The 23,290-nt window shown below is 39.3% G+C and carries 23 protein-coding genes and 1 riboswitch; of the genes, 10 read left to right on the plus strand and 13 right to left on the minus strand.

The genetic code is table 11. From position 1 onward, the window contains the following. Positions 1–135: 135 nt before the first annotated feature. A complete protein-coding gene (locus G3341_RS09540; RefSeq protein WP_244316502.1) occupies positions 136–2,472 on the plus strand; it encodes a YecA family protein in 2,337 nt (778 codons plus the stop codon). Positions 2,473–2,941: 469 nt separating this feature from the next. On the opposite strand, the gene G3341_RS09545 is transcribed toward G3341_RS09540, so the two are convergent. The 3 genes from G3341_RS09545 to G3341_RS09555 all read right to left on the minus strand — a co-directional run bounded on the left by G3341_RS09545 (position 2,942) and on the right by G3341_RS09555 (position 5,825). Further along, the gene (locus tag G3341_RS09545) at positions 2,942–4,258 is read right to left on the minus strand and encodes a type II toxin-antitoxin system HipA family toxin (protein ID WP_163861485.1); all 1,317 of its coding nucleotides are present in this window, start codon (positions 4,256–4,258) and stop codon (positions 2,942–2,944) included. Beyond that, the gene (locus G3341_RS09550; RefSeq protein ID WP_154624335.1) at positions 4,252–4,578 is read right to left on the minus strand and encodes a helix-turn-helix transcriptional regulator; all 327 of its coding nucleotides are present in this window, start codon (positions 4,576–4,578) and stop codon (positions 4,252–4,254) included. Before G3341_RS09550 ends, G3341_RS09545 begins: the two co-directional genes overlap by 7 nt. A 275-nt stretch (positions 4,579–4,853) precedes the next feature. Continuing rightward, complete coding sequence (locus G3341_RS09555; protein ID WP_154624334.1) at positions 4,854–5,825, minus strand: SDR family NAD(P)-dependent oxidoreductase; 972 nt, start codon at positions 5,823–5,825, stop codon at positions 4,854–4,856. Positions 5,826–7,290: 1,465 nt separating this feature from the next. On the opposite strand from G3341_RS09555, the gene G3341_RS09560 reads away from it, so the two are divergent. The 3 genes from G3341_RS09560 to rlmA all read left to right on the plus strand — a co-directional run bounded on the left by G3341_RS09560 (position 7,291) and on the right by rlmA (position 10,383). After that, positions 7,291–8,613 carry a serine hydrolase domain-containing protein gene (locus tag G3341_RS09560; RefSeq protein WP_163861488.1) on the plus strand — a complete coding sequence of 441 codons (1,323 nt, stop codon included), beginning with the start codon at positions 7,291–7,293 and terminating at the stop codon, positions 8,611–8,613. Positions 8,614–9,251: 638 nt separating this feature from the next. Beyond that, a complete protein-coding gene (locus G3341_RS09565; RefSeq protein ID WP_154623323.1) occupies positions 9,252–9,452 on the plus strand; it encodes a hypothetical protein in 201 nt (66 codons plus the stop codon). Between the two features lie 109 nt (positions 9,453–9,561). Then, positions 9,562–10,383, plus strand: a complete 822-nt coding sequence (gene rlmA, locus G3341_RS09570) for a 23S rRNA (guanine(745)-N(1))-methyltransferase (protein ID WP_163863580.1) — start codon at positions 9,562–9,564, stop codon at positions 10,381–10,383. Positions 10,384–10,430: 47 nt separating this feature from the next. Here the strand turns inward: rlmA and mntP are convergent, their stop codons facing one another. The 8 genes from mntP to pabB all read right to left on the minus strand — a co-directional run bounded on the left by mntP (position 10,431) and on the right by pabB (position 18,734). Beyond that, the gene (mntP, locus tag G3341_RS09575; RefSeq protein WP_154623324.1) at positions 10,431–11,015 is read right to left on the minus strand and encodes a manganese efflux pump MntP; all 585 of its coding nucleotides are present in this window, start codon (positions 11,013–11,015) and stop codon (positions 10,431–10,433) included. Positions 11,016–11,021: 6 nt separating this feature from the next. Further along, positions 11,022–11,199: riboswitch (yybP-ykoY riboswitch) on the minus strand. A gap of 151 nt (positions 11,200–11,350) precedes the next feature. Continuing rightward, the gene (locus G3341_RS09580; protein WP_163861492.1) at positions 11,351–11,809 is read right to left on the minus strand and encodes a DUF986 family protein; all 459 of its coding nucleotides are present in this window, start codon (positions 11,807–11,809) and stop codon (positions 11,351–11,353) included. Between the two features lie 90 nt (positions 11,810–11,899). Continuing rightward, positions 11,900–12,751: a PTS mannose transporter subunit IID gene (locus G3341_RS09585; protein WP_154622924.1), complete on the minus strand. Its 852-nt coding sequence runs from the start codon at positions 12,749–12,751 to the stop codon at positions 11,900–11,902. Positions 12,752–12,763: 12 nt separating this feature from the next. Beyond that, positions 12,764–13,570, minus strand: a complete 807-nt coding sequence (locus tag G3341_RS09590; protein ID WP_154622923.1) for a PTS mannose/fructose/sorbose transporter subunit IIC — start codon at positions 13,568–13,570, stop codon at positions 12,764–12,766. Positions 13,571–13,657: 87 nt separating this feature from the next. Continuing rightward, positions 13,658–14,623 carry a PTS mannose transporter subunit IIAB gene (manX, locus tag G3341_RS09595; protein WP_208852747.1) on the minus strand — a complete coding sequence of 322 codons (966 nt, stop codon included), beginning with the start codon at positions 14,621–14,623 and terminating at the stop codon, positions 13,658–13,660. 652 nt (positions 14,624–15,275) lie between these two features. Further along, positions 15,276–16,640, minus strand: coding sequence for an L-serine ammonia-lyase (locus tag G3341_RS09600; protein WP_163861497.1), 1,365 nt, complete (start codon positions 16,638–16,640; stop codon positions 15,276–15,278). A gap of 173 nt (positions 16,641–16,813) precedes the next feature. Next, entirely contained in the window at positions 16,814–17,374 is a 561-nt protein-coding gene (locus tag G3341_RS09605) for a CoA pyrophosphatase (protein ID WP_154622922.1), read from the minus strand. Beyond that, positions 17,367–18,734, minus strand: a complete 1,368-nt coding sequence (pabB, locus tag G3341_RS09610) for an aminodeoxychorismate synthase component 1 (protein ID WP_154622921.1) — start codon at positions 18,732–18,734, stop codon at positions 17,367–17,369. The genes G3341_RS09605 and pabB overlap by 8 nt, the downstream gene beginning before the upstream one ends. 153 nt (positions 18,735–18,887) lie before the next feature. On the opposite strand from pabB, the gene G3341_RS09615 reads away from it, so the two are divergent. Together G3341_RS09615 and yebF are read left to right on the plus strand one after the other, a co-directional pair. Beyond that, positions 18,888–19,061, plus strand: a complete 174-nt coding sequence (locus G3341_RS09615; RefSeq protein WP_154622920.1) for a YoaH family protein — start codon at positions 18,888–18,890, stop codon at positions 19,059–19,061. Between the two features lie 189 nt (positions 19,062–19,250). Further along, the gene (gene yebF / locus G3341_RS09620; RefSeq protein ID WP_154622919.1) at positions 19,251–19,616 is read left to right on the plus strand and encodes a protein YebF; all 366 of its coding nucleotides are present in this window, start codon (positions 19,251–19,253) and stop codon (positions 19,614–19,616) included. A gap of 75 nt (positions 19,617–19,691) precedes the next feature. Here yebF and G3341_RS09625 read toward each other — a convergent pair whose 3' ends face one another. Then, the gene (locus tag G3341_RS09625) at positions 19,692–19,922 is read right to left on the minus strand and encodes a DNA polymerase III subunit theta (RefSeq protein WP_154622918.1); all 231 of its coding nucleotides are present in this window, start codon (positions 19,920–19,922) and stop codon (positions 19,692–19,694) included. A gap of 378 nt (positions 19,923–20,300) precedes the next feature. Between G3341_RS09625 and ftnA the strand changes: the two genes are divergently transcribed. The 4 genes from ftnA (at position 20,301) to G3341_RS09645 (ending at position 22,665) form a co-directional block, all read left to right on the plus strand. Then, positions 20,301–20,804 carry a non-heme ferritin gene (gene ftnA, locus G3341_RS09630; RefSeq protein ID WP_154622384.1) on the plus strand — a complete coding sequence of 168 codons (504 nt, stop codon included), beginning with the start codon at positions 20,301–20,303 and terminating at the stop codon, positions 20,802–20,804. A 186-nt stretch (positions 20,805–20,990) separates the two neighbouring features. Further along, positions 20,991–21,377 (plus strand): copper homeostasis periplasmic binding protein CopC, encoded by a 387-nt coding sequence (gene copC, locus G3341_RS09635; protein ID WP_154622385.1) that lies wholly within the window; start codon positions 20,991–20,993, stop codon positions 21,375–21,377. A 2-nt stretch (positions 21,378–21,379) separates the two neighbouring features. Continuing rightward, the gene (gene copD / locus G3341_RS09640; RefSeq protein WP_163861500.1) at positions 21,380–22,276 is read left to right on the plus strand and encodes a copper homeostasis membrane protein CopD; all 897 of its coding nucleotides are present in this window, start codon (positions 21,380–21,382) and stop codon (positions 22,274–22,276) included. A gap of 41 nt (positions 22,277–22,317) precedes the next feature. Further along, the gene (locus tag G3341_RS09645) at positions 22,318–22,665 is read left to right on the plus strand and encodes a YebY family protein (RefSeq protein WP_163861503.1); all 348 of its coding nucleotides are present in this window, start codon (positions 22,318–22,320) and stop codon (positions 22,663–22,665) included. A gap of 388 nt (positions 22,666–23,053) precedes the next feature. Here G3341_RS09645 and G3341_RS09650 read toward each other — a convergent pair whose 3' ends face one another. Further along, positions 23,054–23,287, minus strand: a complete 234-nt coding sequence (locus G3341_RS09650; RefSeq protein ID WP_154623811.1) for a DUF1480 family protein — start codon at positions 23,285–23,287, stop codon at positions 23,054–23,056. Positions 23,288–23,290 lie beyond the last annotated feature (3 nt).

The following is a 23,290-nucleotide window of genomic DNA, read 5'->3' on the forward strand; positions in this document are numbered from 1 at the left end:
CAGAGTAAGGGCGATATATAAGAAAGCTGATTATCGTGAACAGCGTAAAGCCAAGATGCAGGACTGAGCTGATATGATTGACGAGTGAGCATTATGGTGCTCGAAAGATCAGTAGTTCAAAATGGGGTGATAAGAATGAATATGGAAGAAGATCGAAAGAAGGCTGTAGCTTCTTTATTGAAGGATATGGAATCCATTGCTGACCGAATGCGTGAGTTGATTGTCAAAATGCCTCCGCATGATTTGCTCGGGTACATCTACGCTCAGCACATGATGAAAAAAATGGGAAACCAAATTGGGGGCGAAAAGCAAGGCCAAGAGGGTAGCCCAGCTGACGTAGTTAATGAAACCCAGTTCTTACTGGAGTATGTTCACGCGGTTCTGGCATCTGAGGCCGCTCCTGCGGATATGGAATTCGACGAAGCACTGTGCGCTGAGTTGTTTGAATGTAGCCGAAAACTGAGAGAGCTGGCCATGTTCTATGCTATGGCCACCTCTGCTGATACCAAAGATGGCATCTTCGGTCCTAATACGGCCGACATTGAATTCCGTGCGAAATCCACTTGGGTCATGATACGCGGGAATCGTTATCAAGTTTTGGAGGGCGAGTTCTATCGCTACGTTCTGGCGCCTCACAATGATGTTTTGGAGGAGGTGTACGGCATTGGTGCCACCGATATTGCGGAAGGCTTTCAGGCCATGGCCGACGCTACTCGTTCTGGGCAGGCCAATGCAATCATTGAGATGATGAAGCAGTTTGAGGCGGTAAAAGCTTTTTCTATAGAGCAAAGTAAGTCTATGGAAGACGCTATGGAGTCATGGATTGCTGAAAATGAGGAACAGTCCAAAGCGGCCCGGGGGGCGATGGAGGATATGCTTCGCGGCGGTATTGCCAATGTAAGCCGTCACACGAAGTTGCCACCGACATTGCTAGCAGACTTGTCATACCAGCGAGGAGAAGATACTGAGTTCTTCGCAGCGGGCGATTTTAAGGGGACACCCTTTCGGACACTGCCAGCACGTAAGAAACCTCTAATTCAGCTTGGGTCGGACTACTACGCGGTCGATCCCTGTTTTGCTCGCGATGCGGGGTATCGTGCGCTCCTATTTAATCTCCTTCAGCGAAAGCCGGATTACAATAAGGCCTTTAAAGATAGGCAGAAAATGATGAGCGAAGCAGCCTTTGCCGACATTCTCTATGCCCAGCTTCCGGGAGCCACAGTTCTTCAGGAGGTTTACTACAAGGATCCTGATAGCAAGCAGTGGTCCGAAAACGATACTCTAATCCTGGTCGATGATGTGCTGTTACTAGTTGAGGCTAAGGCTGGTGCAGCTGCCACCATTGCATCACCGGCGCTTGATTTTGGCCGCCATGCTCAATCAGTGCAGGACTTAGTACTCAAGGCATATAAACAATGTGTGCGCTTCTTCAATTATATGAATTCGGCGGATGAAGTGTCCCTCTATCACCTCGTGAATGGCAAATACGAAGAGTGTTGTCGTGTGCGTCGCTCTGACTACCGGGTGATGGTGCCGATTGGGTTGACAGTCGAGTCGTTCTCGCCCTTTTCCACGTACTGTAAAGAATTACCGCAGGTTGAGCCTTTGCTTGGAAAGCATGCTTTCATTTCACTGTCCATCGACGATTTGTTTGTGCTCAAGCGACTCTTGCCCACACCGGGGGAGTTCGTCCATTACTTGGAGGTGCGGCAAGCCGTGGCCGGAATACGCGGGGCTCATCTCTTCGACGAGTTCGATCACTTGGGTGCTTACCTGAAGAAGAACCGTTTTGATCAGGATATTATCGAGCAGTTGAAGGAAGAGAAAGCGAACATGGTTATCTGGGATGGCATGAGTGACATCGTCGACAGGACCTTCGAAGGTGAGGAGTGGGAAAGCAAACCGTTACCAAGTCAGAAGTTCCCGGAGGAGGTTCTGAAGCTGCTTGGAGCACTCGATAGCACCCGAGCTAGCGGCTGGCTTTCAGCAGAGAGTTATATCCGTGACCTAGGAGAGGAAGGCCGGAATAATCTGGCCAAGATGCTGTCCGACCTTCGAAAAACACTGATTCAGCATCCCGTTCGTTACTTTGTTCTGGGCGGGGACGGTGTACCGCTCTTCGTTTGGCTTCAACGGCATGGTCATCCAATTGACTGGACTAAGGTGAACAATAAGGCTAGCGCAGTTGCGTTGAGCGCCAAGGCTACTAACGTCATTGGCGTTGTGGCTGAAGTTAGTGCCGATGGTACTTATGTCCAGGCGCGGTCTTTCAAAATTTACATACCGACGGAGCAAACAGCAGAAAACGCACACATTTATGAAGACGCGGCGAGAATGGCCAATCCTGAACGTACGGTCAATCTCGAACGGGAAAAACAAGTCCACTTTGGTCGCAAGAGCAAAAAGATTGGCCGTAATGTCCCTTGTCCATGTGGCAGTGGCATGAAATACAAGAGATGTCATGGACGGTAGAATCAGCTTAGAAATTCAAATGGAGGTTGTGCATAAATTTGTATAACATACTGATTTTTATCTTTAATTTTATATTTGATCCATGTTGTGCGAGAGTCTTCTCAGTATGATTCTGAGCTTAATAAACGTCGATGAGCAGAAAAAATAAAAAAATCTCCGCATGGTATAGATTGTGGTATCAAGAAAGATTGACTTTCTAAGTTACTGTTATTTAAGTTGATTTTAATTTAATTGATAATTGAGTGGGAATAAACTAGCTATTGTTGATAACAGTTTTTAGTTGTCGATAAATTCAAAGGCATCAGTTAGTTACTGGTGCCTTTTTGTTTGGGTAAATATTGTGTAGATGGTGTTGCATGTTCGTTTTTAGGCTGGTTTGAATACGTAAGACGATAACAAGATTCTTCAATTGTGGTGGCAGAAAATGATTAATTCATCACAGCATTAAATATTTAGCCTTAAACTAGCGTTAAATATTTAACCTTAAATTTTTACTCATCTCGTCGCTTAATGACTTAGGCACATCCCACTCTTTGGCTAAGCTCGGCCACGACGAAACACATTCAATGGTTTCATCAATCACTGCATTTATTTTCTTTTTACTAAATAATGGGCTCACCTTCTCTAAACTATAAAAATCTTCTCGAATAAAATTATCACGTTTGCCATTTAGGCTCATCCAATGACTGTTTACCCATTTACTGCCCGGTTTGTAGCTATAGGCCAAGTCGTCAGCAGGGGCCAATTTCCATTTATTTTCTTTCAGCATAAAGGCAAAATTCTTTGAGTGATCATCGTGGTTTCGCGCAATAATGTTAAACGTCATACGTTTGAATAATTGCAGGGCATCTTGTGCAGATAATTTTAATTGGCGAGCAATGGCAAATAACTCAGCATAAGAATATGACCCCGGTTTTTTATAATCGACATGCGCTAATCCATTGAGTGTTTGAATATGAATTTTGTTGTTACCAACGCGATCAAAACGTTGGGTCATAAAATGTCGTCGAACACCTTCATGTAATAATTTACATGGCATCATCTCAATACCACATTCTGTTGCCATTATGTGGTAAACAAACTCCATCGCCCCATAACCTAATGGGTCACCAAAAGTTTCTTGGTTTTTATTGTGTTCACTGACCCCATCAAACTTCATAAGGTAATGTGTAAATCCATTGGGTACTGTTGTTTGTCCCGATCTCACCTGTGTGAAGTCATCATTAAAGGCTAAGACCGCTTTTGGGCGAGCACCGCCGGCGCTCATACCGACAGACAATAGCGATAACATGGCCTCGCGTGATTCTTGACCATCCCGACTCAGTTCAACTGAAAAATTCCCTCGGGTATCCAAGATTTCTTGCGCTATTGCAACAAGTGATTCAATTTCAACTTGTTGTGATGAATTAAGATTACGCATTTGAGTGGCTGGAGAATATTCAAGGGCGCCCATACCTCGTTTCCCTGTGTATTGTAATCTTTGTAGCGGGGTGATTTCTTGAGGGGATAACCCCTTATTTGCGACCCAAGCATTAAGTACAGCATTGCCAAAATCGTCGGGCAGGGAATCTGCAATTAAACCGGGAAGCCCTCTAAAGGTATTGAAATCTAATTCGGGAAAACGAAATATTGTTGAAGACAAAGGCATTTTTAAAGGGGATAGCTCGATCCCTTTTTTAATAAAGCTAGGGTCATATTCAAAAGCACCAATGCCGCTATCTGTATCAAAACTGAGGGCGCCGATGGTTTGATCATGATAATTAACATTAATGACTTCCATTACCATTCGAGGTGCTCCTCTTTATTTTCTTGTCGTTGTCCTGAGGCTCGTTGGCGTTTTTTACCTTGTAATTTAGCTAATTGCAAAGGCGATATAGGTTGTCGTGGTAAAAATAAATCAAGTTGATCCGTTAAATTTAAAGCCTGCATGATGGCAATAAAAATGTCTAGTTGCGCTTTGCCTTTTTCTGCATTAATGACCGTTTTACGTGCGACGCCAGCAAATTCCGCAACTTCGGATTGTGTTAAGTTTTGGTTCAATCTTGCTTGTTTTAGTCGTTCGCCAAGCTGTTCCGCAAGTGCAATAGCACTAATTTTCTTGTTCATATAAAGATCCCATTGGGTGACTTTAAATGCAAAAACAACAAATAATGTTACTATTATGGTACCTTATTGATATTAAGTAAAGGCGTCTATAATGTAACTAAATGTGCTCTTTACTGTCATTTTGATGCAATAAGGTAACCATAATGGAACTTTATATGTTTTGTTGTTTGGTCGTGAATTTCATTAAAGGTATAGATGGCTAAAAGCCCCTATAGTTAAGGGGCTTGTGTTCTGCTTAATTTTATGTCGCAACATAAAATTCTAGTAGAGAAAAGTTAGCTTCCGACAGGGAATTTTTCACCAACTAACTGTTCGCTTTTAAGCCATAATGTTGTCGCTAATTGAGGGTCAATGGCATAAGAACGAAGACCGTAAAAGCCAGGGCCGTCATTAATTGGTGCGACTTGGCAGTCTTCACAGTATTGCCCACCAATTTGGTCAATATCTGCAATAACAGCAGCCCATACAGTGGTAGCTGCCCCTTGAGGAATTGTTTTTGTCGTTAATTCAGATAAACCGGCTTGTTGATTAAGCGTATTAATCATAGTGCCAATTTCGACTTGATCTTCAACTGACATATTACGGCTTAGGTTGGTGGCAATGTTGCCTGGATGAATAGCACAAGCGCGGATACCAAGATGACGATAACGACGGTCAAATTCAACAGCAAATAAGATATTGGCTGTTTTAGAGCGGCTATAGGCAAGCTGTGGCTGATATTCGGTAGTGGTAAAATTAAGATCGTCGATGTCAAAATCAAATAATCGATGTCCCGCAGAGGAAACACTAATAAGACGAGAGCCAGAATGCAATAAAGGCACTAGGTGATTAACTAACACAAAATGCCCTAAGTGATTAATACCAAATTGGCTTTCAAAACCATCACGCGTATGTCCGAAGGGGGTTGCCATCACCCCTGCGTTGGTAATAATGACATCAATTGATTTTGCTTTCTCTAGAAGTCCGCTTGCACATGCACGCACAGAGTCTAATGATGAAAGATCTAATTCAATCAGTTCGAAACGACCTTGTGGGTTAGCACCACGAATAGCGTGAGCCTGTTTTTCGTTGCTAGCAATATGACGAACAGTACCTATGACATGAGCACCGCGAGCAGTCAGTGCTCGAGCAATTTCCACACCAAGTCCCGATGATGTTCCTGTTACAAGAATTCGTTTATTGGTTAAATCGATATTATTTAAAACATCATCCGCTGTGGAGGTTGCACCGAAAGAATTTTGTTTCATGTCACACTCCTAATATAAAAGTATAAAAAATCAAAAACAGTTATTGCAAATTAAGTACGAAAATAAAATATTACATGATGCTTTTTAATTGATTTTTTAACTACATTGCATTTTACCATGACAAAATGTTTTTATGTATTGAGCAATGTTACAAACGTTGAATCATTATCAAATTGAGTAAGTTGAAACCTATTTTATATTTTGACCACATTGGTTAATGTTAACTTAGAAGCATGCTTATCTATAAATATAAATAAGCGGTCTACCCCAAGTTTACAATCTATTAGGTAGTATAATCACGGGCATTATTTTTAGTTTATCTTTTGATGCTGGCAAAAATAATGAAGACTGTCAATGCGTTAAAATAACTAAATATGGATTTAGAATAATGAAAAATAGATGCGCATTCACGGGTTTGATAGAGTTAAAAGCCAATAATAAAACATAACCTAATGATGTTAATTGATTTTTATTTTTTTTGTGGATAACTGAAAATATCGTAAGTTTATTTGTTGGAGATTGTTCATCTTATTTTCACTGAAGCACAGGAAGGCGATTCTTTCGTTAGTTATTGATGAGGAACAATCAGAGATTTAATAGTAACAGGGTAAAATCATGGATAACGGCGTTAGCGATATCCATGGAACATTATCTATATCTATAAAACCTATTCTATATTGATTAAATGTCGTTTTATATGTAGTGCAAAGTTGAAAGGATATTGACTCTTTTACACTGATTCGAATCAGTGAAGTATGTTATAAAAATCAAATGATCACTGGTTATAGAGATAACATCATCTTTATACAAGGAAGGTGGTTTTTAGCCAGTGCAGAATAATATAGACAGGTTTCCTGAGAGATACACCCGTGTTTTAATAAAAACGTTCGGCATTAGGCTTTGATTCTAAAGTTAATATCTTAATATGACGCTGTTTAGCTTATTGTTTTATTGCCTCTATAATTAACCCCGCATCGCCTAAACCGATCTAAACCTATTTAGTCCGGTAAAGTAAAAACAGTATCGACACTATGCTGCTTAAGGTTTAAAAAACCAGTAGCGATTGGAAGATCAGCTTCATTTACAACAAAAAAAAGGGTTATCGTTTACCCTAGTTCGGTAGCTTACAGGCAGGGTATCTGGGGTCCAAGCAGTGATTGTGTTTTGATCAAAGCTCTATTTACAACTTGCTCGGATTACTTGATTTCTGATAAACCAGAGGCGTTCTGCTTCTTCTAGTTTCGCCAGTCTAATTTTCATAAATATTACTCTTAAGGGTAAATAAAATATCTTAACGACAAGAATACATCTTATTACTCGAAACCTAGAGTAGTTTATTTAAAAATTAAAAACCATTAATCACCAATACTCTCATCTTTTTGGGCGATAGCAGTAATCTAAACCGACGTTAAGATACTTATGGCAATAAAATAACAAATGGTCATTATCATAAAAAGGGCGCCTTATGAGAAAAAATAAAAAAAACGTATGTTTAATTTCAGTTTTACTCATCACATCGTTCTATGGCTATGCAAATCCAACGAATAATGAATGTGGTGTACCTGCATTAGCTAAATGTCCTCAGCCTATTGATAGGACTTATCCAAATGTCAAAGATATGCTGAAATGGGATCAAAATGAAAGGTTACTCGGTTTTCGTAATGACTATCGCGCGTATCCTGGGGATGTTTTTCATGCCGTTAATCCTAAGCCCTTGGAAAGAAAAATCCAACGTTTAGACGATGTGACTTACCAATTGAAAGGGATGACATATAACCTTGAAAATTACATAAAGCGTAATGATGTTACTGCGTTAATGGTTATCAAAAAAGGGAACGTTGTCTTTGAATATTATGGACTAGGTAACACTCCCCAAACATTATGGACGTCGCGCTCTGTCGGTAAATCCGTGGTTTCTACCCTAGTAGGGATTGCGCTACAGGAAGGCCGGATCACGTCATTAGATGATGCTATCGAAAAATATAATCCAAGTGTCAAAGGAACGGCTTGGGAAGGCGTGACTATAAGGCAATTACTGCAACACACCTCAGGGGTTGAATGGGGGGAGAATTATGAAAAAGCAAATTCAGATTTTGCCAAAATGACAGAGTGTGAAGCAAACCCAGAAATTTATGCATGCGTTCAACAATTAGTGCTAGACCCGAAACGGCAACGTTATGCAAAAGCAGGGGATGTGTGGCAATACAACTCAGGGGGAGCATGGTTATTAGGTGATACACTTGAAAAAGCAACAGGGGTATCCATTGCAGATTATCTTGAAAGTAAAATTTGGCAGCCTTTTGGGATGACTCACGATGGGGTATGGCAAAGCTATCAGCTTGGTAAACATAATAGTGGCGCGCATGGTTTTAATGCCACATTAGAGGACTGGGGTAAGTTTGGGCTATTTTTTGCAGAAAATGGTGTATTAGCAGATGGTAAACAGACATTACCAGAAAATTGGTTAAATGAATCGAAATCATGGGTACAAGCGAAAAATTCTGTTAATGCAAGTTACCCTGAAGGTATTTATGGCTTTGAGTGGTGGAATAATAGTGTGCCACAAAACACGCAGAATGTAGAACCCAAAATGGGTTTAGATAGTAATAATACATTATGGGCTTTAGGTATTTTCGGACAAATTATTGTTGTTAACCCTAAAGAGCAGTTAGTGATAGTTCAATGGTCAACATGGCCTGTAGCGCATCCTGCTGATGATGGACAACCACTCGAAGCATCTCTAATGTTTAATGCAATCAATAACCAGTTAAATAAAATATTAAATTAAACATTTAATTTAATATCAAGACTATAACGGCCGTTCGTTACAGCGAGCGGCCGTTATATTTTATCATTTAATAAAGGAAAATTTTTATATTACTATTTTCTCTAAAGCTTAATGTTCTCTGCCATTTTATTTTTCTATTGAGTTATTCATAGGAATAAAAATAAGCAGTCGTGAATTAAATAAATTTTCAGCCTATTTTATCTTTAAACTATCCTTCTTAGAATTAAATATTAATGATTATCATGGGTAAATACAATAAAAACATGATGTTATCTTTTTTTAATAAGGTTTTTTGAAGTAAAAAAGGCGTGTAAACTCTTATGTTTATTGGGTTTGATGTTTAAAAATATAAATTAATTAAATGAATTCAATGATATGTGGTTATTGATGCAATGACGATGGAATAGAAAGACATGAATTTAATGGGTAACGGTAAATTGACTTTTTATTTACTATTTGTTGATTTTTCCGTATTGAAAATCAACGGTGCATCAACCAACTGAATAAATAAATTATCAAAGATAACCTATAAAAAATTTATAAATCTTTAAGTTTGTCCTATTGTGAATTATTCATAAAACATGATTTAGTAGCGGAGCAAGAACATCCTTGTATATATTAATTTGAAGGTGCTTATAATGAAAAGATTTTTAGCAGTAGCAACGCTATTGTCACTTGCTATTTCTGGTTCGGCATTAGCAGCAAATAATACAGTAAAAAGCGGGCAAGCCACTCCAACTGTTAAAGAGCAAAAAAGCAATAAAGTACATGCAGCAGGTAAAACCAAATCACACAATACCGTAGAAAAGAAAACGCCAACCACATCTGATAAGGGTTAATCTTCTTTCTTGTTAGAACCTTTTCAGTATCAGTGCCATGGGAAATAAGCTACCCGTGGCGCTGCATCTCTATGGTATACTGTTTTTTATTTATCAAACTATACCTGTTATGAACTATCAATGTCCTTTATGTTTTAACTTATTAACGCTGCAAAATAACAGTTGGCGATGTGAAAATAATCATCAGTTTGATTGTGCCAAAGAAGGTTACGTTAATTTGTTGCCAGTTCAACACAAACGTTCTAAAGATCCGGGCGATAGTGCAGAAATGATGCAAGCACGTCGAGAGTTTTTGAATGCTGGTCATTATGATGCAATGCGTCAATTGGTTGCAGATAAGCTCAATCACTCTATTTCTGAGAAAAAGAGTACGGTATTAGATATTGGTTGTGGGGAAGGGTATTACACGAATTATTTTATGCAAAGCTTAGCTAAGCAGAGTAAAACTCAATCTGTGTTTGGATTGGATGTGTCAAAAGTGGCTATTCGCTATGCTGCAAAACGTTATCCTTCAGTTCATTTTTGTGTCGCCTCTAGTCATCGTTTACCTTTTGCATCGCAAAGCATTGATGCTATTGTTCGTATCTATGCACCCTGTAAAGCCGATGAGCTGGCTCGAGTTTTACGGCCAACCGGTATTCTTATTACCGTGACTCCGGCGCCTGAGCATTTACAAGAATTAAAACAATTGATTTATTCTGAAGTAAAGTTACATCCGCTGAAAGAGGAACAGCTACCTCAATTTAAATTATTGGATGAAAGTCATTTAAACTATGCTATGCCATTGGCGGGAGAGGAAGCATTTGCATTATTGCAAATGACTCCATTTGCTTGGCGTGCTTCTGAAGAAGTCAAACAGGAATTAAAACGTTCTGGGATAAAAAATTATACTGCGGATTTTATGGTTCGAGTTTATCAATTGATCGATTAACGGATATTCAATATTTCCCCCACAAAGTGTATGTGGGGGAGATAAAATTAAGCGCTATACATAAATAGTTCGAGATGTTCAAACAAGATATTGAAGCCGATAGCCATTAAAACAAGACCACCAATAATTTCTGCTTTTTTCCCGAGTAATGGCCCGACATAGCGACCAATCATCATACCTATAGTGGCCATTATCATGGTCATTAAGCCAATCGTCATTGCGGTATGAACAATATCCACTTGTAAGAATGCGAGCCCAAGGCCGATAGCCATTGCGTCAAGGCTGGTGGCAATGGCGGAGAGTACTAAACTCATTGAGCTATTACGGGATGGCTGAGTACAGCAATCTTCTTCATTTTTCGCTTTAATACCTTGCCAAATCATGCGCGATCCTAATAAGAACAGCAGGGCAAATGCGATCCAATGATCCCAGCGAATAACATATTGGCTGGCTAAAATACCGATTGCCCAACCAATGATGGGGGTTAGGGCTTCAATAAAGCCAAAGATAAAACCAGTGCGGAGGATCTCTTTAAAGCGGGGTTTATGCAGGACTGCACCTTTGCAGATAGCGACAGCAAATGCATCCATTGAAAGTGCAAGTGCTAAAATTAGGGTAGCGTAAAAACTCATAATATTAACCTCGGTTGGTGCATCCATATACACATGAATTACCCCCAACCAAAAGGCTTATTCATGTGTCTATGGTCTTGCCAACCAAGATGGCGTCCGTACCACGTTTAAACAACAAACGAGTATGTTGACACGGACATTCTGGATATATTTCCAGAATAGGCTACTCCCCAATGACTTGGAATGAAAGATATCATAAATTAATTTAAAGGCAACACTTAATTTTGTGTGCCTATTAAATAGTATTGAGAATAATTTTCATTTGCAGGAATGGGAGAGTTGAGGTTAACTTAATTTTTAATTAACCTCAATCTTAATGTGAATATATATAACTATTATTTATGATTAATAAGAAATTCATATATTCTTTGCAAATCATCAAGTTGTGATACTTTGATGTAAATTTTTCGATACTCTAAACCAACAATCAAAATACCGTCTTCTGATAAATTCATTGTTTTTATTCTGTCATACAATATAAATGTATTCGCAAAATAAAAACCATTTTGTTTAAAAAATAATTTTGGTGTTCGAATAAAAGCCAAATAGACTGACATTAAAATGGTAGCCATTAGCAAGTATGTGGTTAATATACTGCCATGTCGTGAAATATTAGTATAAATAACAATAAAGATTAATACGATGAATATAATAGCATCAGCTCTATGTTTCCGCTTTAGATTAATTTTTAGTAGAGTTTTCCCTTTACGTATATGTTGAATAAATTCATCGTAAATCGCATACAGTAGCATCAGTAAAATAATAATGGCCAGTATGAAATCATTTAAGGTCATGTTGAGTGCCTTTGGCTAAGTTAACATTCTAGAGAGCTTAAAAGTAAAAATGGGAGGCTGCAACCTCCCATTTCAATTAATGACAGTAAATTATGGTGCTAAGAACTTCAACCAAGCACCCAAAATACCTAATCCGAAGAAGCCAATGATAATCCACAATGGATTAACTTTGCGGCGAAGTAGCCACATACAGGCAAAGGTGAGTAATAATGGCACTAAACCGGGCATCAAGTCATTCAAAATATCTTGAATCGTTTTGATTTCCATGATTTTTGTTTCAGGATTCTCAATACTCGATACCACGACAGGGATATTCACATTTGTCCATTTATTCACGAGTGCCCCCATGACAAATAGACCTAATATCGATGCACCCTCAGTCAGTTTTTGTAAGAAGCCGCCACCGATATCTTGAACAATATCAACCCCTTTTTTATAGCCATAGGATACGCCATAATAGAGCGTGAGTAGGCGAACGAGGTTGAATAGCACGAAGAACAGAATTGGACCCAACAGGCTACCTGTCATCGCGATACCTGCACCCAGAGCAGCAAACACTGGACGAACGGTACCCCAGAAAATCGGGTCACCAACACCCGCTAAAGGCCCCATCAAACCAACTTTGATACCGTTAATCGCACCGTCGTCAATATCAGCACCATTTGCACGTTGTTCTTCCATCGCCATGGTCACGCCTAGAACTGGAGCTGCAACGTAAGGGTGGGTATTAAAGAACTCAAGGTGACGTTTAATCGCTTGTTTACGTTCGTCGTTATTTTCTGGATAGAGGCGACGAATGACAGGCACCATTGAATAACAGAAACCTAAGGCTTGCATACGTTCGAAGTTCCAAGAACCTTGTAATAAGTTAGAACGTATAAAGACACCTCGGATGTCGCTTTGTGTCAGCTTTTTAGCTGTTGGACTTGTTGTATCTACCATGTTGCGATCCTCCTAGTCTAATTCATTATCAAGGTTGTTGTTGCCATTGGCATTATTTTGAGTCACAACAACTTGAGACTTATTATATTTCGGGCTGAGTTGGATATAGAGAATAGCCATAACTGCACCGATAACACCCAGTGCAACTAGGTTGAAATCAGTAAATGCAGCAGTTACAAAGCCCAAGTAGAAGAATGGCATTAGGTAGCCAGCACGCATCATGTTGATGACCATGGCATAACCGACAACCACGATCATACCACCAGCAATGTTTAGACCATCGGTGACAACCTCAGGGATCGCATCCAACATTTGTTTAACTTCAGATGTTCCCACAGAAACTGCAACGATCAGTGCTGGAATTGCGATACGCATCGCTTGAAGTAGTAGTGCCGAAACATGGATCCAGCTAATTGCTGTCAGATTACCATTGTTCGCTGCACGGTCAGCTGCGTGTTGGAAAGCAACAGTGACTGTACGAACGATAATGGTTAATACTTGCCCAGCTGCGGCCAGTGGAATTGCGATAGCGATACCGGCGCCGATACTTTGCCCACCAGCGATAACCAAGATGGTTGAAATAATTGACGCAAGCGCGGCATCAGGTGCAACAGCAGCACCGATGTTCATCCAGCCTAATGCGATCATTTCGAGTGTACCACCGATGATGATGCCGGTTTTCATGTCTCCCAAAACGATACCGATAAGCGTACAGGCAACGAGTGGGCGATGGAACTGAAATTCATCGAGTATAGAGCCCATACCAGCGATACAAGCAACGATGAAAACCAGTACTATTTGAACAACGGTAAGTTCCATTGTTTAATCTCCTGTAACCAAACATGTTTGGTAAATCTGTTTTCGAGTAATGGTTAAAATTTAAAATTATTAACGGCTTAACTAGGACTAATTTTTTAATTTTTTAATCAAATCCATCATCTGAACTTTACTGTCAGAAGAAACTTTACGGACTTCCAATTCGATGTTTTTCTCATTGAGATAATTGAAAGCGTCAATATCTGTTTGATTGATAGACACGGCATTTGTCACTTGAGTTTTACCTTCATGGAACGCCATACCACCGATATTGACTGACTTTATATCTACACCTGCTTCAACGAGTCGTTTTACATCTGTTGGGTTAGTGAACAGCAACATGACACGTTCACCCGCGTATTTCGGGTTGTTATAAACACGAATACATTTTGCAACATCAACAACATGGGCTGTAACGCCCGGAGGGGCAACTTGTTTGAGTAATGTTGAACGAACTTGGTCTTTTGCGACCTCATCACTGACAACGATAATACGTTTTACACGTGTTTCTTTTGTCCAGCGAGTTGCGACTTGACCATGAATTAAACGGTCATCAATACGGGCGAGTGCGATCACCATATGTTCGCCAGGCGCTGCGGTGACAACTTGTGCAGGCGCAGGTTGTTGAGCAGGCGCTGGTGTTACAGCGGCTTCTGGTTCTTTAAATTTCAGCGCGCGGATCCCACCACGGCCAGTTTCTAAAGCAACGGAGATTAACTCCTCAAAGGAAGGGTTATCATCGCGACACATAAAAGTTTCTACTAACATAGGCACGTTAACACCAGTGACTATTTCATAGTTCTTATGTTCGTTTACGATACGACTCGCCGCGTTAAATGGGCTACCGCCCCATGTATCGACTAGAAAAATCACTCCATTGGAGGTCTCTAAATCAGCTAGTTTTGCTGTGTACTTTTCAAATAGGGTGTCCGCGTTTTCCCCTGGTACAAAGTCAATAAACGAGACATTTTCCTGCTCGCCAATTAACATTTCGGTGGTACGGAGAAGCTGCTCTGCCGCCACACCGTGGGTACCAATCATAATAGCTATACTCACTTGATTTCCCTCTTAACAGATATAGAACGGAATTTGTTTATCAGGTCAAAATTGAATCAGGGTGATGAAACCTCCTAATTAAAGAACGGTATTAATAATATTAGCTGATTAAATTCACTCCACTTAGTACAACGAGTAAACAATTATCATGCTAATTACGATCATTAGAAAAGGTAGCATAACATTTTGTATAAGCGTAAAAACTTGTTTTGCGTCAGAAAATTAAAAACATGCAGGTTATTTCAAATAAAATGCAAGTTTTATCTGTATATATTTGTTTCGTTGAATCAATTATCTAAAAATGATTTTTAAATGGATAATTAAACTGTTATCGGTAACAAAAAAAGAATAGGAAATGTAAGGTTTTTACGCGTGAGATTAAAAAAGTGTCAAAAAATGACACGATTCAGCAGTAGGAAGTTCTGAAAGGGAGCCGTTAAAAGATAAAGAATATAAAATCACTTTTCATTAAATATTTATCACAGAATAAAATGGCTCCATGTGATGAGCAAAGTAGGAGAAATATAGAGCAGAAAAAGATATCTGTGAGGTTAAATAATGCTCAAAGTAACCGTTGCTAAATAAATACCGCGTATACAAAATAAAGTGCTATACGCGGTATCAAATAACCGTTTAATGGTAGTGTGAGTGTTTAATCACATTGGACTTTAATGGCTAAACCACCGCGAGAGGTTTCACGGTATTTTGCATTCATGTCTTTTCCTGTTTCATACATTGTCTCGATAACTTTATCGAGAGAGACTCGTGGTTCACTTGTTCGACGCAATGCCATACGCGTTGCGTTGACAGCTTTGACGGAAGCAATCGCATTACGTTCGATACAAGGTACTTGCACTTGGCCAGCAACAGGGTCACAGGTTAAACCTAGGTTATGTTCCATACCAATTTCAGCCGCGACACAAACCTGTTCAGGGCTACCACCAAACAGCTCGGCGAGGCCAGCAGCGGCCATCGAACATGCGACACCGACTTCACCTTGACAGCCAACTTCTGCACCTGAAATGGAAGCATTCATTTTATAAAGAATACCAATAGCGCCAGATGCAAGGAAATAACGGGTATAAAGCTCAGGAGTGACGGGTTCAATACAGTGATTATAATAAGCAAGTACAGCGGGGACGATACCACATGCACCGTTCGTTGGTGCAGTTACGACACGCCCGCCAGCCGCATTTTCCTCATTAACAGCTAAAGCATACATGTTAATGAGATCCACAACGTTCATTGGGTCATTAGACAGTTTGCTTGATGAAGTTACGAGGCGATTCAGTGCTGGAGCACGACGAGGCACGCGTAGTGGCCCAGGAAGAACGCCTTCAGTATTGAGTCCTCGTTCTATACAAGCCTGCATGGTTTTCCAGACATCGGCAAAATATGCCTCAATTTCTTCTTTAGTATGAAGGTCTAGTTCATTCTTCATCATCAAGCTAGAAATGGATAAGCCTGTCTTTTTGCAATGAAGTAACAGTTCTTCTGCTGATTTAAATGGATAGGATACAGGTTTGCTATCGAGAGTGGATTGACCAAAGTGTTCTTCATCAACAATAAAACCACCGCCGATGGAATAGTAAGTTTTGGTGTAAATTTCATCTTCACCTGAAAACGCATGGATGGTCATGCCGTTTTCGTGTAAAGGGAGGTTATCTGAACGGAAATTCATACCACCTTCACGAGGAAAATCGACGGTGTGAGTACCATTGGCTAGCAGTAATTTTTCCGTTTTTTCAACGTTATCGATAAAGCTTGGAATAGATTCAATATCAACGGTTGCAGGTAAGTTGCCAGCAAGGCCCATAATGATTGCAATATCGGTATGGTGACCTTTTCCAGTGAGCGAAAGAGAGCCATAAACGTCAACCGCAATGCGTGTGACGCTTGGTAATAATTGTTTATTTACCAAATCATCGACAAATTCTTTTCCCGCCTTCATTGGGCCGACGGTATGAGAGCTTGAAGGACCTATGCCCACTTTAAACATGTCGAATACGCTTATCACGCAGGACTCCTTAAAAAAAGTAGATATTTAGTGATTTATTTTAAAGGGCGCTACTTTACTGTTATTTAGTAGTGTTAACCAGTAAGTTTAAATTATTTTTTAAAATAAGGTAGCAACAAAAGGCCTATTGATTAAAAATAGCACAAAATGTCAGCGATTTCGTGATGAAGGCGCTATTTTAGTTGAAGAGCTAACTGATGAATAATGGCGGCAGTCAGTCCCCATACTAAATGGTTATTATGCCAATAGAAAAAGATGCGGTTACTGCTTCCTGCCCGTTTTACATCAACATACTTATGTTGGCTCAATGATAATGCATCAAATAGAGGCACTTCAAAGACAGAAGCAACTTCACTAGGGTTAGGGTGATAGTCAATACCTGGAGGCAATAATCCGACAACGGGGGTGACCTCATAGCCACCAAGGCTTTGTTGAGGGGTAAGCTGCCCGAGTATTTGCACTTTTTCTGGAGGAATGGCAACCTCTTCATACGCTTCCCGTAAAGCAGTGGTGATCAGAGAACCATCTTCAGGATCGCTAGCGCCACCCGGAAAAGCGACTTGACCTGCGTGAGAGCGCAAGAAAGGTGAGCGCTGTGTTAACAGCAAGGTTGGTGTTTTTTTATTAATGATCGGAAGAAGTACAGCAGCAGATTTACTCGCCGTACGTTGTGTTTGGCGAGTAACAGGAAGTGTAAACTGAAAACGGCTAATAAAGTCATTCAGTTTAGTCATTATGCTGCAATTCTCCTAACAAGGGTAATATAAGCCGTAATTTATCAAACGTTTCCTGATATTCTTTATCTGCTTGGCTGTCAGCAACGATTCCACCACCGGCCCAGCAGTAAATACGTTTCTTATCAGTTAACAAAGTACGAATCGTTATATTAGTATCCATTTTACCACAAAAGCTAATATAGCCAATTGCACCACAATACCCATGCCGACGATGAGGTTCAAGCTCTTCTATAATTTGCATGGCACGAATTTTAGGTGCGCCAGTTATTGAACCACCAGGAAAACTGGCACGAAGCAAATCTGTTGCAGTATAAGGTGCAGCAAGAGTTGCAGTGATGGTGCTAACGAGGTGATGAACGGCTGGGAAAGCTTCAACAACGAATAATTCCGGCACTTTCACGGAGCCCGGCACAGCAACGCGACCAATATCATTTCTAAGTAAATCGACAATCATCAGATTCTCAGCGCGATCTTTAGGCGAATTAGCTAACTTTTCAGCTTGAATGAGATCCTCTTGTTTATCTTCTAATCGTGGAAGCGTACCTTTAATTGGTCGAGTTTGAATTTCCCCATCCTGCAAAAGAATAAAACGTTCAGGTGAAATGCTTATCACTGCATTATCAGGTAGGCGTATAAAGGAAGAAAAAGGCGCTCGGTTTGATTGAGTGAGTGATAAAAAAGCATCCCATTCATTGCCTTTATAGGTGGCATCAAAACGCTGTGCTAGGTTGATTTGATAACAATCACCATTGCGCAGGTATTCATGTATTTGTTGTATTTTTTGCTGATATTGCTCTTGTGTCATGTTTGAATGCCATGCGCTAGTGAGCGTAAATTGCGTTTTGCGTGGTGCTTTTTGCTTTTTTAGCCAATTAAGACGTTCATGTACATCGGAGTAACTCAATAATGTGACCGTTTTTTCTTGATTATCGACAATCAAAGCCCATTCATATATACCGACGGCCATATCGGGAAAGTGCAGGTCAACATGGGCTATTTGTGGCATTTTTTCAATACGTCGACCGAGATCGTAGCTCCAAATACCTAAAGCCCCTCCTGTAAAAGGGAGCGAATCGTCACGAGCGTGTTTAGGTGTGAATTGTTCAATGGATTGTTGGAGTAATTTAAACGGGTCGTCACTCGAAACTTCGACAGTTTGTAAGTGGGTTTTGGTCGTTTTATCCCCCTCGGTGATGAGCGTTGCAATAGGATCAGCAACGATAATATCGTATCGATTATGTGGATGATCCGCATTGCCTGAATGCAGGAGCATGGACCAAGGTTGATGAGCTAGTGGAGCAAAGTAATCAATAGCTGCATCAGGATGATAAGGAAGTTGTATTTTATTGATAACCATTTGTCTATACTAATCTAAAAATCCACAAAAAGAATTACTGTCCAGATTAGCATATATCTTATCTTAAACAGCTAACAGCTGTTAAAATTAGGCTAAAATTTTTTATTTTCACCTAAATCACTTAATGATTAACCAGTAAGAAGAGAGGTAAAGATGTTTTCAGGCATGCCTGCACTCAATCATCAAGAACAACAGGAAGCTGTTGAACGCATTCATCAATTAATGGCAGATGGAATGAGCAGTGGGGAAGCGATCGCACTGGTCGCACAAGAAATTCGTGAGAAGCATAAAGATAAAGAGCAGATTCATGCTCGGTTTGAAGAATAAAATAAATATGAGTAAAACAAACTATTAACATTTATGCTAAAATCTGATACATATTAGTTAAGTCATACCATTTCTGGCAGTTTATAAATATTTCGACTATTTTAGTTAGATGAGATAAATGTCGTAAAAAATTAACTATGGTCACTGAACTAATTTGTTACCTAACATTTTATAGGGATCGGAGGAAGCATGAAGGCTGGAAAAAAAATCGGTTTTGCTTTAGGTAGCTGTGCATTGTTGTTCAGTTCAATTGCATTCAGCGCTAATCAAGAAGAAGGCAAAGCAGCCCCCTTTATTAGCTGTGAAAAATTAGCAGAGCCTCAAATCGCTGCACAAGTTAAAAATGATTTTATGAACAATCGTCTACCTCGTTGGGGAGATGAAAAGGCATTGGTGGGTAAAAAAGCAGTTGCTTGGGTGAATAATCAAGAAGTGACTAAAACGGCGACAGGTTATCAAGTGCCGTTAACGGTAAGAGGATCTAAACAGGATTTACATTATAACGTGGTAGTTGATTGTGAAAAATCCACGATCACTTATAACTCTACAAAATAATCCTCAATATATTATTTAAGTATTGATAGGAAAGGGAGGCATTTAGCTTCCCTTTTTTATGACGCTTGATAACGTCTAACGATTTTTAGGCTCGTATGGAAGACGAGAAAAATGTTGTGAGAGTTGACGATAGTGGATCAACCTTTCCCTAAAATAGTTTCGAAGATGTTCAGGTTGTTCTTGTTCAACGGCTTCTGCAATGACGGCGATATTATAACGCTCTTTAAAGGCAACTCCGGAAGCTTGAAGATCTACGTTGATTTTATCCATTTCGTCTTTAGGTAATAATGCAAGATTATAGCTCATATCCACTCTCAATCACTTCATTGTAGAGAGGATAGTGTAGCAATTTATGGATAAAAATCACTAGATTCATGATGTTTGAAGAGATATAAATAATTTAATACTTTTTATAAAAAAGAGAATTTTGCATATAAAACACGTAATAAATTAATCAATAACCATAATGATATAATGTATTTTTAAATAAGAATAATTCTTGTTCCTCATGAAAAATAATGAAATGACATGAATAAAGATAATGAGATTGATTATTGTTAATCTTACGTAAAGTTATTAATTATCAGTAGATTATATTTTTATGTTTTATTATTGTTTTAGGGTTTTAATTATTTTTATTATATGCATAATAATGGAATTAATCTTAACAGCTAAGGAAAGAATATGTTAACAAATGATATGATCAATAAATTGAATGAGCAGTTAAATCTTGAGTTTTATTCTGCTAATTTATATTTACAAATGAGTGCATGGTGTAGCGATAAAGGCTTTGAAGGTGCTGCGGCGTTTTTAAAAGCGCATTCTCAAGAAGAAATGGAACATATGCAGCGTTTATTTGACTACTTAAGTGATACAGGTGCATTACCGAAGTTAGGTCAAATTGCAGCTCCACCGGTTGATTTCAAATCTATTGCTGATGTATTTACACAAACTTATCAGCACGAACAGCAGATTACAGCAGAAATTAATAAGTTGGCGCATTTAGCGATGACGACGCAAGATTATTCTACGTTTAATTTCTTACAGTGGTATGTTGCAGAGCAGCATGAAGAAGAGAAATTATTCAAATCCATTCTGGATAAACTGGATATGGTGGGTGAAAGTGGCAAAGCGCTATTCTTATTGGATAAAGATCTAAAAAATATGTCTGCCGCTGCACACGTTTAATATAAAACATCAATAGGCTTATGAATCGTAGTGATTAATTTCAACATTCATGAGCCTTTTTCTTTTCATTTTGTGTCAATAATCACACCTTAAACAGCTAAATCGATTTTTTTGGCGATAAAGCGTATTTCTTCCGTATAATGGTTGGCAATAAATCTAAATTCACCTGCAAATTAAGGGGTTACTATGCCAATCTATCAACTCAAATCATCGTGGCGCAAATTAAGTGCGGTTGCTGTATTGTTTTTAGGCATGTCATTTCAACAGGCATTTGCGCATGCGCATTTAAAAGATCAACTTCCAGCAGAGGGCGCTTCAGTAGAACAAGCTCCAGAGTCAATTACTCTAAACTTCTCTGAAGGTATTGAGATCAACTTTACTAAGGTAAAAGTGACGGGGCCTGATAATAGTGTAGTGAAAACAGGTAAACCGGCATTAGACCCAAGTAATGATACCAAGGTTATCGTACCTATCGAAAGCAACCTTGCGACCGGTAAGTATGATGTTAATTGGAGTGTTGTTTCTGTCGATGGGCATAAAACAAAGGGTGAATATAGCTTTACTGTGAAATAATCATGTCTCTAGAGGCATTTTATACAGTCATACGCTTTTCCCATTTTGTCGCTGCGATGTTGATGTGTGGTATGTCAATATTCGCGGCTGTTCTCAGTGTTGGCGCTTTTCGTCAGGTTCTTCGTCAGCTCCTTAATCGTGCGATTATCTTTAGCGCAGTCATCACGGCACTTACTGCTTTTGCGTGGATGTCTGCGCAAGCTGGGTTAATGGGAGATGGCTGGGAAGATACACTTGATATTGATATTTGGAAGAGCGTTTTTAGTACAACATTCGGTCAAGTGTGGCGTTGGGAATTACTCTTTTCCTTAATGACGCTTGTCGTTGTTTTTATTCGTTCACAAAATCTTCGTTTATACCTGCTGTTAATACTTTCGATTATTCTACTCGGATTACATGCTCTTATTGGTCATGCAGCGATGCATGATGGTTTAATTGGGGGCCTACATCGTTTGAATCAATTCATTCATCTTATCAGCTCAGCCTATTGGTTTGGTGGTTTGTGGCCATTCCTGATTTGCATTCAATTTTTACGTGATAAAAATGAATTAGCTACAGGCTTAGATAAGCAAATATTTATTAGTTTGATTCGTTTCTCACGTGCAGGACATGTTGCTGTGGTATTGGTATTAATGACAGGAATCATGAGTTCGATAACATTATTGCCAAATTGGCCGTTAAGCTATTCTGGCTCAGAATATCAATCTTGGCTTTGGTTAAAAATTGGTTTAGTCGCGTTAATGGTCCTACTCGCCTTGATTAATCGTTATATACTGGTGCCGACGATCAAAAGAAAAGGGCGATTACAATATTTGATTGTTAATAGCTGGATTGAATTGTTGTTAGGAAGTGTGGCCATTTTGGCTGTCGCTATTTTTGCAACTTATCAGCCGGTATAATAATACGATAATGAATTTGATGTTCTAACAAGGTAATTTTCATGAAACTGAAATTAGCGCTTTATTCTATGTTGTTGGTAAGTACCACTTTTAGTGTGGCAGCTGCCCCTATCGAGACCGTGAGTAAAAAGCAATTTGGTGATGATTGGCCATTTACCCGTGAAGAGGTGATGCTAGAGTGCCGAGGCAATGGGGCACTTATTGTGATCAATCCAGCGACACTAATGCAATACCCACTTAATGATGTCGCGGATAGCCAGATGAAGAATAAAGAGATAAAAGCTCAACCAATTGATGTGCTATTAAAGCCCATTGATACACAGAAAACCACAGAAGAGCGTATTCAACCGCTTAAGTTAGCAGCAGAGAAGCTGTGCAACAAAGCCTGATATTATATTTATAGTAAAATAATAAGTGCCGTAAATTGTAAGTATATTACTTATCATTTATGGCATTTTTTTTACCATTTATGCATTTAACCCCAGCTAAACTTGAAAGGTTACACTTATTTTTGATATAGAATTTACCTATCAATCAAATAGCTCGATATTCGAATATTAAGAAATAAATTGTGTTAATAATATGTAAAAAAATTGATAATTTATGTGGTAAGAGTGCGCTTAGCAAGCTAGTATTAAATTGTACTTTGTTACGTCTCAATGGCAATTTTTAGCGCACGGCTCTGCCAGAGCCATTTCCCAAGGCCCGGTAATCGGAATCTACCAGGCCTCTTTTTTTGCCTGTAACTTGCTGTTGATATGATAGCGACTTCATCAATTAAGCCACTCTCATCACCCAATGATGGTTATCTTTGTCATAGCGATGACGATATAACAATACGGGTTTTTCATTAATAAGCGCTGGAATACTGGTATTTTCATCCCAACCGTCTAGCTGCATGCAAAATTCGGTATCCGAATCACAAGGGATACTGAGAATATCACTTTTATGATCATGCATAACAGCATCGTTGATTTCATAGGAAGATATTTTCAAATTAACTATGCTCATTAG

It is taken from the genome of Providencia vermicola, assembly GCF_010748935.1.
Taxonomy (GTDB): domain Bacteria; phylum Pseudomonadota; class Gammaproteobacteria; order Enterobacterales; family Enterobacteriaceae; genus Providencia; species Providencia zhejiangensis.

Bases quoted from the DNA above. Each gene is read 5' to 3' on its own strand.
- G3341_RS09650 (WP_154623811.1), bottom strand. From the start codon at position 23,287: ATGAGCATAGTTAATTTGAAAATATCTTCCTATGAAATCAACGATGCT.
- G3341_RS09605 (WP_154622922.1), bottom strand. From the start codon at position 17,374: ATGACTAAACTGAATGACTTTATTAGCCGTTTTCAGTTTACACTTCCT.
- G3341_RS09560 (WP_163861488.1), top strand. From the start codon at position 7,291: ATGAGAAAAAATAAAAAAAACGTATGTTTAATTTCAGTTTTACTCATC.
- G3341_RS09615 (WP_154622920.1), top strand. From the start codon at position 18,888: ATGTTTTCAGGCATGCCTGCACTCAATCATCAAGAACAACAGGAAGCT.
- ftnA (WP_154622384.1), top strand. From the start codon at position 20,301: ATGTTAACAAATGATATGATCAATAAATTGAATGAGCAGTTAAATCTT.
- copD (WP_163861500.1), top strand. From the start codon at position 21,380: ATGTCTCTAGAGGCATTTTATACAGTCATACGCTTTTCCCATTTTGTC.
- G3341_RS09585 (WP_154622924.1), bottom strand. From the start codon at position 12,751: ATGGTAGATACAACAAGTCCAACAGCTAAAAAGCTGACACAAAGCGAC.
- G3341_RS09580 (WP_163861492.1), bottom strand. From the start codon at position 11,809: ATGACCTTAAATGATTTCATACTGGCCATTATTATTTTACTGATGCTA.
- G3341_RS09540 (WP_244316502.1), top strand. From the start codon at position 136: ATGAATATGGAAGAAGATCGAAAGAAGGCTGTAGCTTCTTTATTGAAG.
- copC (WP_154622385.1), top strand. From the start codon at position 20,991: ATGCCAATCTATCAACTCAAATCATCGTGGCGCAAATTAAGTGCGGTT.
- mntP (WP_154623324.1), bottom strand. From the start codon at position 11,015: ATGAGTTTTTACGCTACCCTAATTTTAGCACTTGCACTTTCAATGGAT.
- yebF (WP_154622919.1), top strand. From the start codon at position 19,251: ATGAAGGCTGGAAAAAAAATCGGTTTTGCTTTAGGTAGCTGTGCATTG.
- G3341_RS09550 (WP_154624335.1), bottom strand. From the start codon at position 4,578: ATGAACAAGAAAATTAGTGCTATTGCACTTGCGGAACAGCTTGGCGAA.
- pabB (WP_154622921.1), bottom strand. From the start codon at position 18,734: ATGGTTATCAATAAAATACAACTTCCTTATCATCCTGATGCAGCTATT.
- G3341_RS09645 (WP_163861503.1), top strand. From the start codon at position 22,318: ATGAAACTGAAATTAGCGCTTTATTCTATGTTGTTGGTAAGTACCACT.
- G3341_RS09545 (WP_163861485.1), bottom strand. From the start codon at position 4,258: ATGGTAATGGAAGTCATTAATGTTAATTATCATGATCAAACCATCGGC.
- G3341_RS09625 (WP_154622918.1), bottom strand. From the start codon at position 19,922: ATGAGCTATAATCTTGCATTATTACCTAAAGACGAAATGGATAAAATC.
- rlmA (WP_163863580.1), top strand. From the start codon at position 9,562: ATGAACTATCAATGTCCTTTATGTTTTAACTTATTAACGCTGCAAAAT.
- G3341_RS09590 (WP_154622923.1), bottom strand. From the start codon at position 13,570: ATGGAACTTACCGTTGTTCAAATAGTACTGGTTTTCATCGTTGCTTGT.
- G3341_RS09565 (WP_154623323.1), top strand. From the start codon at position 9,252: ATGAAAAGATTTTTAGCAGTAGCAACGCTATTGTCACTTGCTATTTCT.
- G3341_RS09555 (WP_154624334.1), bottom strand. From the start codon at position 5,825: ATGAAACAAAATTCTTTCGGTGCAACCTCCACAGCGGATGATGTTTTA.